Genomic DNA, 12,487 nt, shown 5'->3' with positions numbered 1-12,487 from the left:
GGTCACAGAGACCTTCCGGATGCGGGGTCGGCGGGGCAGGATGAGCAGGTTGGCGGCACTGAGTGCCGCCAATAGGCCCAATGGTCGACCCCGAGTGCACTCTCCAGGGCCAAATGGGGGATGGTAGAGACAGTCAGGGCACCTCGAAGAAGAGGCACAACGTCGGTGAGGGATGACGTGAGCGACAACTCTGTAGTACTGCGGTACGGCGATGGCGAGTACACCTACCCGGTGATCGACAGCACCGTCGGCGACAAGGGCTTCGACATCGGCAAGCTCCGCGCCCAGACCGGTCTGGTGACGCTGGACAGCGGGTACGGCAACACCGCCGCCTATAAATCCGCGATCACCTATCTCGACGGTGAGCAGGGCATCCTTCGGTACCGCGGCTACCCGATCGAGCAGCTGGCCGAGCGTTCCACCTTCCTTGAGGTGGCCTACCTGCTGATCAACGGTGAGCTTCCGAACATCGACGAGCTCTCCACCTTCAAGAACGAGATCACGCAGCACACCCTGCTGCACGAGGACGTCAAGAACTTCTACCGGGGCTTCCCGCGCGACGCCCACCCGATGGCGATGCTGTCGTCGGTCGTCTCGGCGCTGTCCACCTTCTACCAGGACAGCCACAACCCGTTCGACGAGGAGCAGCGCAACCTCTCCACGATCCGGCTGCTCGCGAAGCTTCCGACGATCGCGGCGTACGCGTACAAGAAGTCGATCGGCCACCCCTTCGTCTACCCGCGCAACGACCTCGGGTACGTCGAGAACTTCCTGCGCATGACCTTCTCGGTCCCCGCGCAGGAGTACGAGCTGGACCCGGTCGTCGTCTCGGCGCTCGACAAGCTGCTCATCCTGCACGCCGACCACGAGCAGAACTGTTCGACCTCCACCGTGCGTCTGGTCGGCTCCTCGCAGGCGAACATGTTCGCCTCGATCTCCGCCGGCATCTCCGCCCTGTGGGGCCCGCTGCACGGCGGCGCCAACCAGTCGGTCCTGGAGATGCTGGAAGGCATCAAGGCCAACGGCGGCGACGTCGACTCCTTCATCCGCAAGGTGAAGAACAAGGAGGACGGCGTCCGCCTGATGGGCTTCGGCCACCGGGTGTACAAGTCCTTCGACCCGCGCGCGAAGATCATCAAGGCTGCCGCGCACGACGTCCTGTCCGCTCTCGGCAAGTCCGACGAGCTGCTGGACATCGCGCTCAAGCTGGAGGAGCACGCGCTCTCCGACGACTACTTCGTCTCGCGCAACCTCTACCCGAACGTCGACTTCTACACCGGCCTGATCTACCGGGCCATGGGCTTCCCGACCGAGATGTTCACGGTCCTGTTCGCTCTCGGCCGGCTGCCGGGCTGGATCGCCCAGTGGCACGAGATGATCAAGGAGCCCGGCTCCCGTATCGGCCGCCCCCGCCAGATCTACACGGGTGTCGTCGAGCGCGACTTCGTGCCGGTCGAGGGCCGCTGAGGCTCGTACGAGACGGTCGGTCGGGCCCCGCACGCGGGGCCCGCTGAGCCCGTACAAAGAAGCGGGGCCCGCTGAGCCCGTACAAAGAAGCAGAAAACGGAAAGCGCCCTGCTACTGGTCCCCCCACGGGCCGGCAGTCAGGGCGCTTTCCTTGTCCCGGTGCGGATTCCCCCCACGGGATCCGGCCGGGCGTCTGTGGGACAGCGCCTGAATCGCTGTGTGCCGGCACGGGGGCCGGCGGTGAGCAGAACGAGCAGAACCCGTCATGCCGCGGTGGTGCTCGTGTTGCGGTCGGTGCGGTGCGATCTGCCGGGACCCGTACGGATCGGGAGGGCCGCTCAAAGCTCCCCGCTGTACGCGCCCCGGCGACGCAATTTCCGGGAACGTCCCCCAAGACATCCCCAGATGTCAGTCACGCCCCCCAAGACGCTTCTGACATCGCCAACTTAGACTCACGAACCCCTTCGATGGTTACGTTCACATCACTGTGATCTGTGTCTCTTGCATATGTCCTGAAGATAGGCAAGAGCCCCGATACGGGAATCGAGGTCCCAGCGTAAGGAAGATGCGCGAGCCTTGTGAAGAGCTTATGTGAGGCTGCCGTTGGACTCTAGGGGGACTCTTAAGTCCGTCGTCACGAGAATGCCCGGAGCCGAAGGCTGTTCGTCACCACGAACACCGACGAGAAGGCCATCGCGGCCCCCGCGATCATCGGGTTCAGCAGCCCGGCGGCGGCCAGCGGCAGGGCCGCCACGTTGTAGCCGAACGCCCAGACCAGGTTTCCTCTGATCGTCGACAGGGTCCTGCGCGCCAGCCGGATCGCGTCGGCCGCCACCCGCAGGTCCCCGCGCACCAGCGTCAGATCGCTCGCCTCGATCGCCGCGTCGGTCCCCGTGCCCATCGCGAGACCCAGGTCGGCGGTCGCGAGCGCCGCCGCGTCGTTGACCCCGTCGCCCACCATCGCGACGCTGCGCCCCTCGGCCCGGAGCCGCTCGACGACGGCGACCTTCTCCTCGGGCAGCACCTCGGCGAACACGTCGGCGGCGTCGATGCCGACCGCCCGCGCGACGGCCTCGGCGACCGCGCGGTTGTCCCCGGTCAGCAGGACCGGCGTGAGCCCGAGGGCCCGCAGGTCGCGTACGGCCTCGGCGCTGGTCTCCTTGATCGTGTCGGCGACGGTCAGGACGCCCACCGCCGTGCCGTCCAGAGTGACCACGACGGCCGTACGCCCCTCCGCCTCGGCGGCGTCCTTCGCCCGCGCCAGCGCGTCAGGGAGTGGATCGGGGAACCGGCCCACGGTGACCTCGCGTCCGTCCACCCGGCCGCGCACCCCGCGGCCCGGCACGTTCTCGAAGTGCTCGGGTGCCGGAAGGCCGCCGACGCGCTTTTCGGCGCCTGCCGCGACGGCCCGGGCGACGGGATGCTCGGAGGCGTGCTCCAGGGCTCCGGCGAGCCGCAGGACGTCCTCCTCGGCGGTGCCGTCGGCGACGTACACCTCCTGGAGGCTCATGCGTCCGGTCGTCACCGTGCCGGTCTTGTCCAGGACGACGGTGTCGACGCGGCGGGTGGACTCCAGGACCTCGGGTCCCTTGATGAGGATGCCGAGCTGGGCCCCCCGGCCGGTGCCGACCATCAGCGCGGTCGGGGTGGCCAGGCCCAGGGCGCAGGGGCAGGCGATGATGAGTACCGCGACGGCGGCGGTGAACGCGGCGGCCGTGTCGCCGGTCGCGGCGATCCACACCGCGAAGGTGCCGAGCGCGATGAGCAGCACGACGGGCACGAAGACCCCGGAGATCCGGTCGGCGAGCCGCTGCACCTCCGCCTTGCCGTTCTGCGCGTCCTCCACCAGCCGGGCCATCCGCGCGAGCTGGGTGTCGGCGCCGATCCGGGTGGCCTCGACGACGAGCCGGCCCCCGGCGTTCACGGTCGCGCCGGTGACGGCGGCGCCGACGGTCACGTCCACGGGCACGGACTCGCCGGTCAGCATGGACGCGTCGACGGCCGACACGCCCTCGACCACCGTGCCGTCGGTGGCGATCTTCTCGCCGGGCCGGACGACGAAACGGTCGCCGACGGCCAGTCGGGCCACGGGGACGCGGATCTCGCGGCCGTCCCGCAGGACGGCGACGTCCCGGGCGCCGAGTTCCATCAGGGCGCGCAGGGCCGCTCCCGCGCGCCGCTTGGAGCGGGCCTCCAGATAGCGGCCGAGCAGGATGAAGGCGATGACACCGGAGGCGACCTCCAGGTAGAGCGTGGAGGCGCCGTCCGTACGGGAGACGGTGAAGGAGAAGCTGTCCCGCATGCCCGGCATGCCCGCGTCACCGAAGAACAGCGCCCACAGGGACCAGCCGAACGCGGCGAGGGTGCCGACCGAGACCAGGGTGTCCATGGTGGCGGCGCCGTGCCGCGCGTTCGTCAGGGCGGCCCGGTGGAAGGGCAGTCCGCCCCAGACCACGACGGGCGAGGCCAGCGTCAGCGCGAGCCACTGCCAGTTCTCGAACTGCAGGAGCGGGACCATCGACATCAGCACGACGGGCAGCGCGAGCACTGCGGAGACGGTCAGCCGCCGGCGCAGGGAGGCCGTCTCGGGGTCCTCGGCGTCGGCGGGCGGGATGGTCTCCTCGGGGGCCGGTGGCGGGGGCTCCTCGGCGGTGTAGCCCGTCCTCACGACGGTGGCGATCAGATCGGCGACCCGCACCCCCTGCGGGTACGAGACCCGGGCCTTCTCCGTCGCGTAGTTGACGGTCGCGGTGACACCGTCCATGCGGTTGAGCTTCTTCTCGACGCGGGCGGCGCAGGAGGCGCACGTCATCCCGCCGATGGAGAGCTCGACCTGCGAGGACCCGTCGGCGGCTATCTCGGGTGGTGCGGTGGACATCGTCCGGCTCCCGGAATCAGCCGGTCCGTGCGGAGGCAGTATCAGCTGGTCGGCACGGACCGGTGCGGAGGGAAAGGGTGCGGGCCGCTCAGACCCGGCCGGCGAGCTCGAAGCCCGCCTCGTCGACCGCGGCGCGGACGGCGGCCTCGTCGAGCGCGGCCTCGGAGACGACGGTGACCTCACCGGTCGCCGCGACGGCCTTCACCGAGCTGACGCCGGGGATCTCGGAGATCTCGCTGCTGACGGAGCCTTCACAGTGCCCGCAGCTCATCCCGCTCACCTGGTAGACGGTGGTGACGGAACCCGGGGTGTCGGTCTGGGCGGTCATGGCGTTACTCCTCGTCGAGGCGTGTGCTGCGTACGGGTGCGGAAGAGGACTCCCGGGACCCAGGGTTCTCTCCGACTGTCACCAGACTATACCCCTAGGGGGTATGAATCCAGCCGACCCCGGCGAGGATCGACACCGCCGACCGCGGGGTGATTTGTCCGAACCCTATGGCAGATGCCGGGGGTGTCGCCGCCGTCGCGGGCGGGTGCGCTGGCGACGACCGGGCGGCGCGGGCCCTCAGGGGCTCTCGGTGACTCCGCCTTCGAGCAGCGGTTCCAGGTAGCGGTACATGACCGTCTTCAGCTCGTTGACGTACGCGTCCCGCTCGGCGCCCTCGTGGGCCATGATCAGCGTGAGGCCGGCCTTGAAGAGCATGAGCGTCATGTTCGCGGTACGGCTGCGCTCGTCGGGCGGGCTGTCCGGCAGGCGGGCCGCGATCAGGTCCTCCACCCGGGTGAGGATCGCGCCGTGCAGGGTGCTGATCTCCTCGACGATCCGTCCCGGGGTGTCGGGGGCGTGCATCAGGATTCCGAAGGCGGGGTTCTCCACGTTGAACGCGATCAGCGGGTCGAGTACCGCGTCGAGCATCCGGTCGAGCGGGAGGCCGGTGTTCTCGGCGGTGAGCGCCTGCCCGTGGGAGGTGGCCCAGTGCTCCAGCAGCTGGTCGCTGAGGCCGACCGCGATGGCCTCCTTGTTCGGGAAGAACTGGTAGAGCGTGCCGGGTGAGACGCCCGCCTCGCGTGCGATCGCGTTGGTGCTCGCCCCCGTGTAGCCGGACCGGCAGAACACCGAGGCCGCCGCCTCCAGGAGCTGGGCGATCCGCCGTTCGCCGCGCGCCTGACGGCGCCGCGGCTTCTCCTCGACGCGCTCCTGCGGCGCCGGCGACTCCTCGGTCTGCTGATTCTCGGGCACGGGTTATCCCCAGCTTCTCGGGACGCGATTGACAAACACGAGCGCTCGCTCGCATTCTTGAAAAACGCGAGCGATGACTCGTGTTTGCCAATTCTATGGCAATGGGCGACCCATGCTGCCTGCACGGAAGCGGGCCATCGAGGTCACGGTGAAGGGGACACCGCATCATGTCCGAAGTCAACAGCGCGGGTGACGGGCCCGGAACGGGCCCCGACCAGGGGAAGGGCGAGGAAGCGGACCCCGGCACGGACCCCGGCACGGGCGCCGGCCCGGCTCGGGGCGAGGGCGGGAACGCGGACGGTCGCGGCACCGGCGCGCGGCTCGGCGGCTGGACCCGGTTCGTGACCGCACGGCCCCGCCTCTCCCTGCTCGTCGCCCTGCTGCTGACCGCGCTCGCCGTGGTCGCCGGCAGCGGGGTCGCCGACCGGCTGGGCAGCGGAGGCTGGGAGGACCCGACCGCCGAGTCGACGTACGCGACGAAGGCGCTGGAGCGGGAGTTCCCCGCCTCGCAGCCCAACCTGCTGCTCCTGCTGGACGCGGGCGGCTCCTCGGTGGACGACCCCTCCGTCGCCGCCGAGGCGAAGCGCGTCACGGCGCGGCTGGCCGCCGAGCCGGGCGTCACCGGCGTCGGGTCGTACTGGCAGTCCGGTTCCCCCGCCCTGAAGGCCCGGGACGGTCACGAGGCGCTGATAGCCGCCCGGATCACCGGGGACGAGACGGCGGCCGCCGACACCCTGGACCGCCTCGCGCCCTCCTACCGCGGCAGGAGCGGGCCCGTCGAGGTCGAGATCGGCGGACCGGTCGCCGTGCGGCACGAGATGCAGACGACCATCCGCGAGGACCTGACCCGGGCCGAGCTGATCGCCCTGCCCGTGACCCTCCTGCTGCTGGTGATGGTCTTCGGCAGCGCGATCGCGGCCCTGCTGCCGCTCGGCGTCGGCATCTTCGCGATCCTCGGCACCAATGCCGTGCTCCGCGGACTCACCGAGGTCACGGACGTCTCCGTCTTCGCGATGAACCTGACGACGGCCCTCGGCCTCGGCCTGGCCATCGACTACGCCCTGTTCATCGTCCGCCGGTTCCGCGAGGAGCTGGCCACCGGCGCCGCACCGCGCGCCGCCGTCGGCACCACCCTGCGCACCGCGGGCCGCACCGTGCTCTTCTCCTCCCTCACCGTCGCGGTGTCGCTGGCCGCGATGCTGCTGTTCCCGCAGTACTTCCTGCGCTCCTTCGCCTACGCCGGGATCGCCGTGGTGCTGCTGGCCGCCGGCGCCGCCCTGATCCTGCTCCCGGCCGCCCTCGTGCTCCTCGGCCACCGGGTCAACTCCCTCGACCTGCGGCGGCTGTTCCGGCGCGGCGCGCCCCGGGCCGCCGACGACGGGGCCGCCTGGGGCCGGACGGCCTCCCTTGTGATGCGCAGAGCGCCGCTCTTCGTCGTGGCCACCACCGCCGGTCTCATCGTCCTCGGACTGCCCTTCCTGGGCGTGAAGTTCGGTACGGCGGACGACCGCCAGCTGCCCTCGACGGCCGAGTCCCACGTCGTCCAGCAGCACATCCGCGACGGCTTCCCGGGCAGCCCCGGCGGCGGCCTGGAGGTGCTCGCCGAGGGCCCGGCCACCGCCACCCAGTACGCCGAGTACGGCAGGCGGATCGCCGCGCTACCGGAGGTGCAGCGGGTGGAGGGGCCCCTGGTGAAGGGGGACGCGGCCTACTTCACGGTGCTGCCCAGGGGCGAGGCGGTGGACGAGGGCGCGCAACGGCTGGTGGGTGAACTGCGCTCCACGAACGCCCCGTTCGCGACCTCGGTGACCGGCACGGCCGCCGTCCTCGTCGACTCCAAGGACGCGATAGGCGACCGGCTCCCGTGGGCCGCCGCGTTCATCGCGATCGTCACCCTGCTCCTGGTGTTCCTGCTGACCGGCAGCATCCTGATCCCCGTACAGGCCGTGCTGCTCAACGCGCTCAGCCTGACCGCGATGTTCGGCGCTGTCGTCTGGGTCTTCCAGGACGGCCACCTCTCCGGCCTGCTCGACTTCACCAGCTCCGGATCCATCGAGACGACACTCCCGGTCCTGATGTTCTGCGTCGCCTTCGGCCTCTCCATGGACTACGGCGTGTTCCTCCTCTCCCGCATCAAGGAGGAGTACGACCACACCGGCGACCACCAGGAGGCCGTCCGCTTCGGGCTCCAGCGGACCGGCGGGCTGATCACCGCCGCCGCCGTCATCCTCGCGGTGGTGATGGTCGCCATCGGCACCTCGCGGGTGGCCAACACCAAGATGCTCGGCCTCGGCATCGCGCTCGCCGTCCTGATGGACGCGATGGTCGTCCGCAGCCTGCTGGTCCCGGCGGTCATGCGTCTCACCGGCCGCGCCACCTGGTGGGCGCCCGGACCGCTGCGCCGCTTCCACGACCGGTTCGGTCTGAGCGAAGGCGAGGCGCCCGCGGCGGCGGCACCGGCGCCGTCGCCCGAGCCGGCGGGAGAGCCGGAGCCCGACCGGGATCCGGTGGAGGCGCGCTGAGGAGCCCTTAGGGTTCCCCGCGGAAGGTCGTCTCCTGCGGAGGGCGGGACCCATGCGGGCAGTGGTGTTCGAGCGGTACGGGGAACCGGCCGAGGTCCGTGAGGTCGCGGACCCGGAGCCGGAGGAGCACGGAGTGGTGGTGCGGGTCGGGGCCACCGGCCTGTGCCGCAGCGACTGGCACGGCTGGATGGGCCACGACCCGGACATCGCGCTGCCGCACGTCCCGGGCCACGAACTCGCCGGCGTCGTCGAGGCGGTGGGGCCCCGGGTGAGCGGCTGGCGCCCCGGCGACCGGGTCACCGTCCCCTTCGTCTGCGCCTGCGGGAGCTGTCCGGCGTGCGCGGCGGGCGACCAGCAGGTGTGCGAGCGGCAGACCCAGCCGGGCTTCACGCACTGGGGTTCCTTCGCCGAGTACGTGGCGCTGGACCACGCGGACGTGAACCTGGTCGCGGTCCCGGAGGAGATGTCCTTCGGGACGGCCGCTGCGCTCGGCTGCCGGTTCGCCACGGCGTTCCGTGCGGTCGCCGTCCAGGGGCGGGTGAGCCCGGGGGAGTGGGTCGCGGTGCACGGCTGCGGTGGCGTCGGCCTCTCGGCGGTGATGATCGCGGCGGCGTCCGGGGCGCGGGTCGTGGCCGTCGACGTGTCCCCGGCGGCGCTCGGTCTGGCACGGAAGTTCGGGGCGGCGGAGTGTGTGGACGCCTCCGCCGTGGCCGACCCGGCGGACTCGGTGCGCGAGCTGACCGGCGGCGGCGCGCACCTGTCGCTGGACGCCCTCGGGTCGCCCGCCACCTGCGCCGCCTCGGTGAACGGACTGCGCCGCCGCGGACGCCATGTCCAGGTCGGCCTGCTGCCCTCGCCGACCGGCGTCACCCCGGTCCCGATGGCCCGGGTGATCGGCCTGGAGCTCGAACTCCTCGGCAGTCACGGCATGGCGGCCCACGCCTACCCCGCGATGCTGGAGCTGGTCCGCGCCGGAGTCCTGCGGCCCGACCTCCTCGTGACGTCCACCATCGCCCTGGACGCGGCCCCGGCCGCGCTGGCGGCCATGGGGTCGGCGCCGGGCTCGGGTGTGACGGTCGTCGAACCGTGGGGCTGAGCGCCGAACCGGACCGCGCGGCCCAGGAGGTGAGGACGCGGGTCGGCGTCAGGCCGCGGGTACGGCGGGACGGCCCCGGTGGGCGGCCCATTCCGGGGCCAGGACCGACATCCGTACGGCGTCGATCCACTCCCCGTCGTGCAGCAGCGTCTGCCGCTCGACCCCCTCGGCCACGAAGCCGACCTTCTCGTAGGCGCGCCGGGCCCGGGGGTTGAAGGCGAAGACGTGCAACGAGACGCGGTGCAGGTCCAGTTGCTCGAAGGCGTGGCCCACGATCAGCCGGGTGGCCTCGGTGCCGAGCCCGCGGTCGCGACCGCGCGGACCGACGAGGATACGGAACGTGCAGTTGCGGTTGTGCTCGTCCCACTCGAACAGGACGACCTCGCCGACCAGTTCACCGGTGGCGCGGTCCACCACGCCGAGGTCCAGCCGGTCCGGCTGCTCGGAGCGGGTGCCGTACCACTGGCGCAGCCGTTCCGCCCCGAACTCCTCGACGGGGCTGCCGGTGAGCCGCAGGACGTCGGGGTCGCGCAGGATCTCCGTCATCACCGGGACGTCGTCCACGGTGAACGGGCGCAGCACGGTCCTCTCGCCGGTGAGGACGGGTTTCTCGGAGAAGCTCATCGGTGGATCATCGACGGACGCACGGCGGTGCGGCAATCGAATTAGGTCCCGTCCGGAAGCCTAGGCGGAAGCGGCACCGGAGCCGCCGTGGCCCGGTGCCCCACCGGAAGCGGGGTGCCGGGCCACGGGCGGTCAGTCGGTTCTGCGTCCCCGGTTGCCCGGGCGGGAGGCGACCCAGGCGCGGACCGTGTCCGCGTACCAGTAGGGCTTCCCGCTCTCGACGTGGTCCGGCGGAGGAAGCAGCCCGTGCTTGCGGTAGGAACGCACCGTGTCCGGCTGCACCTTGATGTGCGCGGCGATCTCCTTGTACGACCAGAGTCTGGGGTCGGTCATGCGTGGCACCTCCCTGCGCGCGCCGCGGCGGCGGCCTGGGGCGGCCGGCGGGGGAGCCGGGGCGCTGCGCTGGTGATCACAAAGCCTGTGCCCCTTGAACGACGCCGAGTGAGCGCCGGGCAGCGGCTGTCGACCGGGTGTGACGCAAGACCCGCGTACACGCGACATCTGTGACACGGAGGTGGTTTTTGTGACACGGGTGACGCATTGGCCCCGTGTGGCCGCGTCGGCTCTCGGGCCCTCCGGCGCTCAGGCCCCGCAGGACCTCAGGAACGCACGGGTGCGCCGGGCGATCGGCAGGGGCTTGTCCGGCGGGCACGGGTACATGTCCTGCTCGACGATCGCGAAGAGATCGACGCCGAGCTGCTGCGCGGCGGCCAGGACGGGTTCCAGGGCCGGTACGCCCGACGGCGGTTCGCACATCACCCCGCGCGCGACCGCCGGCCCGAACGGGACCTCCTCGGCGCGCACCGAGGCCAGCACCAGCGGGTCCACCTGCTTGAGGTGGAGGTAGCCGATGCGTTCCCCGTACGTCTCGATGAGCTTGACGCTGTCGCCGCCGCAGTAGGCGTAGTGACCGGTGTCGAGGCACAGGGAGACCAGCGACGAGTCGGTCGCGTCGAGGAAGCGCGTGACGTTCTCCTCGCTGTCGATGTGCGTGTCGGCGTGCGGGTGGACGACGATCCGCAGCCCGAAGCGCTCGCGCACCTCGTGGGCGAGCCGCTCGGTCTGCGTGGTGAGACTGCGCCACTGCGCCGGCGTCAGCGTGCTGTCCTCCAGCACGGCGCCCGTCTTGTCGTCGCGCCAGAACGCCGGGATGACGACCAGGTGCCGCGCGCCCATCGCCTGGGTCAGCGCGGCGATGTCCGCGACGTGCTCCCAGGTCGAGTCCCAGACCTCGGGTCCCCGGTGCAGCCCGGTGAAGACCGTGCCGGCGGACACGGTGAGCCCGCGCCGGGCCGTCTCCTCCCGGAGGACTGCGGGATCGGTGGGCAGATAGCCGTAGGGGCCCAGCTCGATCCACTCGTACCCGGAGCCGGAGACCTCGTCGAGGAAGCGCTGCCAGGGCACCTGCTGCGGGTCGTCGGGGAACCAGACGCCCCAGGAGTCGGGAGCCGAACCGATCCGGATGCGCGACAGTGAGGACGGAGGCGACGACTCCGGCGACGGCTGGGGCTCGGACCGCGGCGATGACTGAGGTGACAACGACGTCATGGGCGCCAGCTTCCGGCGGCTCCGAAGAGGTGTCAAGGGCGTCGTCCGAATGTCCGGACAAAACGTTGACAGGGCTCCCCGCGCGGGACTAGACCTGGGGACAGCCGGAGGGAAGGGAACGGGATGGCGTACGAGCTGATCACCATGGGGCGGATCGGAGTGGACCTCTACCCGCTCCAGGCGGGGGTGCCGCTGGCCCGGGTGACGTCCTTCGGCAAGTTCCTCGGCGGCTCGGCGACGAACGTCGCGGTGGCCGCCGCACGACTCGGACGGCGTACGGCCGTCATCACCCGCACGGGTGATGATCCCTTCGGTGTCTATCTGCACGACGCGCTGCGCGGATTCGGCGTCGACGACCGCTGGGTCACCCCGGTCCCCGGACTGCCGACCCCCGTCACCTTCTGCGAGATCTTCCCGCCGAACGACTTCCCGCTGTACTTCTACCGCCTGCCCAAGGCCCCCGACCTGGAGATCGACGCGCACGAACTCGATCTCGAAGCCGTGCGGGACGCCCAGGTCTTCTGGGTCACCGGCACCGGGCTGTGCGCGGAGCCCAGCCGCACCGCCACGCTCGCGGCGCTGGCCCACCGCGCCCGGTCCGGTACGACGGTCTTCGACCTCGACTGGCGGCCCATGTTCTGGCAGGACCCCGCGTCGGCGCGCCCCTTCTACAAGGAGGCCCTGCGCCACACCACCGTCGCCGTCGGGAACGTCGACGAGGTCGAGATCGCCACGGGGGAGCGCGACCCGCACGCCGCTGCCGCCGCCCTCCTGGAGGCCGGCGTCGAACTCGCCGTGGTCAAGCAGGGCCCCAAGGGCGTGCTCGCCGTCCACCGCGACGGCACCTCCGCCGAGGTCCCGCCCCTGCCGGTCGAGGTCCTCAACGGCCTCGGTGCGGGCGACGCGTTCGGCGGCTCCCTCTGCCACGGGCTGCTCGCCGGCTGGGACCTGGAGCGGATCATGCGGCACGCGAACGCGGCGGGCGCCATCGTCGCCTCCCGTCTGGAGTGCTCCTCCGCGATGCCGACCGCGCACGAGGTCGAGGACGCGCTCGCCGCCGGAGCGGTGCGGTGAGGGCGGGCCACGTCGGGGGCGCACACCAGGAACCGGGC

General features: G+C 71.4%; 10 protein-coding genes. 4 read left to right on the top strand and 6 right to left on the bottom strand.

Features of this window, described 5'->3' with window-relative positions; all coding sequences use genetic code 11:
* Positions 1-177: 177 nt before the first annotated feature.
* Positions 178-1,467, top strand: a complete 1,290-nt coding sequence (locus AB0C62_RS05805) for a citrate synthase (RefSeq protein ID WP_362969895.1) — start codon at positions 178-180, stop codon at positions 1,465-1,467.
* 634 nt (positions 1,468-2,101) lie between these two features.
* Here the strand turns inward: AB0C62_RS05805 and AB0C62_RS05800 are convergent.
* From AB0C62_RS05800 to AB0C62_RS05790, 3 genes are all read right to left on the bottom strand, one after another.
* Positions 2,102-4,345 carry a heavy metal translocating P-type ATPase gene (locus AB0C62_RS05800; protein ID WP_362969893.1) on the bottom strand — a complete coding sequence of 748 codons (2,244 nt, stop codon included), beginning with the start codon at positions 4,343-4,345 and terminating at the stop codon, positions 2,102-2,104.
* Between the two features lie 88 nt (positions 4,346-4,433).
* The gene (locus AB0C62_RS05795; RefSeq protein ID WP_362969891.1) at positions 4,434-4,673 is read right to left on the bottom strand and encodes a heavy-metal-associated domain-containing protein; all 240 of its coding nucleotides are present in this window, start codon (positions 4,671-4,673) and stop codon (positions 4,434-4,436) included.
* A 237-nt stretch (positions 4,674-4,910) separates the two neighbouring features.
* The gene (locus AB0C62_RS05790; protein ID WP_362969889.1) at positions 4,911-5,585 is read right to left on the bottom strand and encodes a TetR family transcriptional regulator; all 675 of its coding nucleotides are present in this window, start codon (positions 5,583-5,585) and stop codon (positions 4,911-4,913) included.
* Positions 5,586-5,752: 167 nt separating this feature from the next.
* Between AB0C62_RS05790 and AB0C62_RS05785 the strand changes: the two genes are divergently transcribed.
* A complete protein-coding gene (locus AB0C62_RS05785) occupies positions 5,753-8,107 on the top strand; it encodes an MMPL family transporter (protein WP_362969887.1) in 2,355 nt (784 codons plus the stop codon).
* Positions 8,108-8,159: 52 nt separating this feature from the next.
* Entirely contained in the window at positions 8,160-9,203 is a 1,044-nt protein-coding gene (locus tag AB0C62_RS05780) for a zinc-dependent alcohol dehydrogenase family protein (protein ID WP_362969885.1), read from the top strand.
* 48 nt (positions 9,204-9,251) lie between these two features.
* Here AB0C62_RS05780 and AB0C62_RS05775 read toward each other — a convergent pair whose 3' ends face one another.
* The 3 genes from AB0C62_RS05775 to AB0C62_RS05765 all read right to left on the bottom strand — a co-directional run bounded on the left by AB0C62_RS05775 (position 9,252) and on the right by AB0C62_RS05765 (position 11,375).
* The gene (locus AB0C62_RS05775) at positions 9,252-9,827 is read right to left on the bottom strand and encodes a GNAT family protein (protein WP_362969883.1); all 576 of its coding nucleotides are present in this window, start codon (positions 9,825-9,827) and stop codon (positions 9,252-9,254) included.
* A gap of 132 nt (positions 9,828-9,959) precedes the next feature.
* Positions 9,960-10,160, bottom strand: coding sequence for a MerR family transcriptional regulator (locus AB0C62_RS05770; RefSeq protein WP_081217364.1), 201 nt, complete (start codon positions 10,158-10,160; stop codon positions 9,960-9,962).
* Between the two features lie 249 nt (positions 10,161-10,409).
* Positions 10,410-11,375: a sugar phosphate isomerase/epimerase gene (locus AB0C62_RS05765; protein ID WP_362969881.1), complete on the bottom strand. Its 966-nt coding sequence runs from the start codon at positions 11,373-11,375 to the stop codon at positions 10,410-10,412.
* Between the two features lie 123 nt (positions 11,376-11,498).
* On the opposite strand from AB0C62_RS05765, the gene iolC reads away from it, so the two are divergent.
* A complete protein-coding gene (gene iolC, locus AB0C62_RS05760) occupies positions 11,499-12,449 on the top strand; it encodes a 5-dehydro-2-deoxygluconokinase (protein WP_362969879.1) in 951 nt (316 codons plus the stop codon).
* Positions 12,450-12,487 lie beyond the last annotated feature (38 nt).

The sequence above is a fragment of the Streptomyces sp. NPDC048643 genome (genome assembly GCF_040650615.1).
Taxonomy (GTDB): Bacteria; Actinomycetota; Actinomycetes; order Streptomycetales; family Streptomycetaceae; genus Streptomyces.
Note: the sequence above shows the minus strand (reverse complement) of the source record. Positions and strands in the feature narration are given on the sequence as shown.

Bases quoted from the DNA above. Each gene is read 5' to 3' on its own strand.
- AB0C62_RS05775 (WP_362969883.1), bottom strand. From the start codon at position 9,827: ATGAGCTTCTCCGAGAAACCCGTCCTCACCGGCGAGAGGACCGTGCTG.
- AB0C62_RS05785 (WP_362969887.1), top strand. From the start codon at position 5,753: ATGTCCGAAGTCAACAGCGCGGGTGACGGGCCCGGAACGGGCCCCGAC.
- AB0C62_RS05795 (WP_362969891.1), bottom strand. From the start codon at position 4,673: ATGACCGCCCAGACCGACACCCCGGGTTCCGTCACCACCGTCTACCAG.
- iolC (WP_362969879.1), top strand. From the start codon at position 11,499: ATGGCGTACGAGCTGATCACCATGGGGCGGATCGGAGTGGACCTCTAC.
- AB0C62_RS05770 (WP_081217364.1), bottom strand. From the start codon at position 10,160: ATGACCGACCCCAGACTCTGGTCGTACAAGGAGATCGCCGCGCACATC.
- AB0C62_RS05765 (WP_362969881.1), bottom strand. From the start codon at position 11,375: ATGACGTCGTTGTCACCTCAGTCATCGCCGCGGTCCGAGCCCCAGCCG.
- AB0C62_RS05800 (WP_362969893.1), bottom strand. From the start codon at position 4,345: ATGTCCACCGCACCACCCGAGATAGCCGCCGACGGGTCCTCGCAGGTC.
- AB0C62_RS05780 (WP_362969885.1), top strand. From the start codon at position 8,160: ATGCGGGCAGTGGTGTTCGAGCGGTACGGGGAACCGGCCGAGGTCCGT.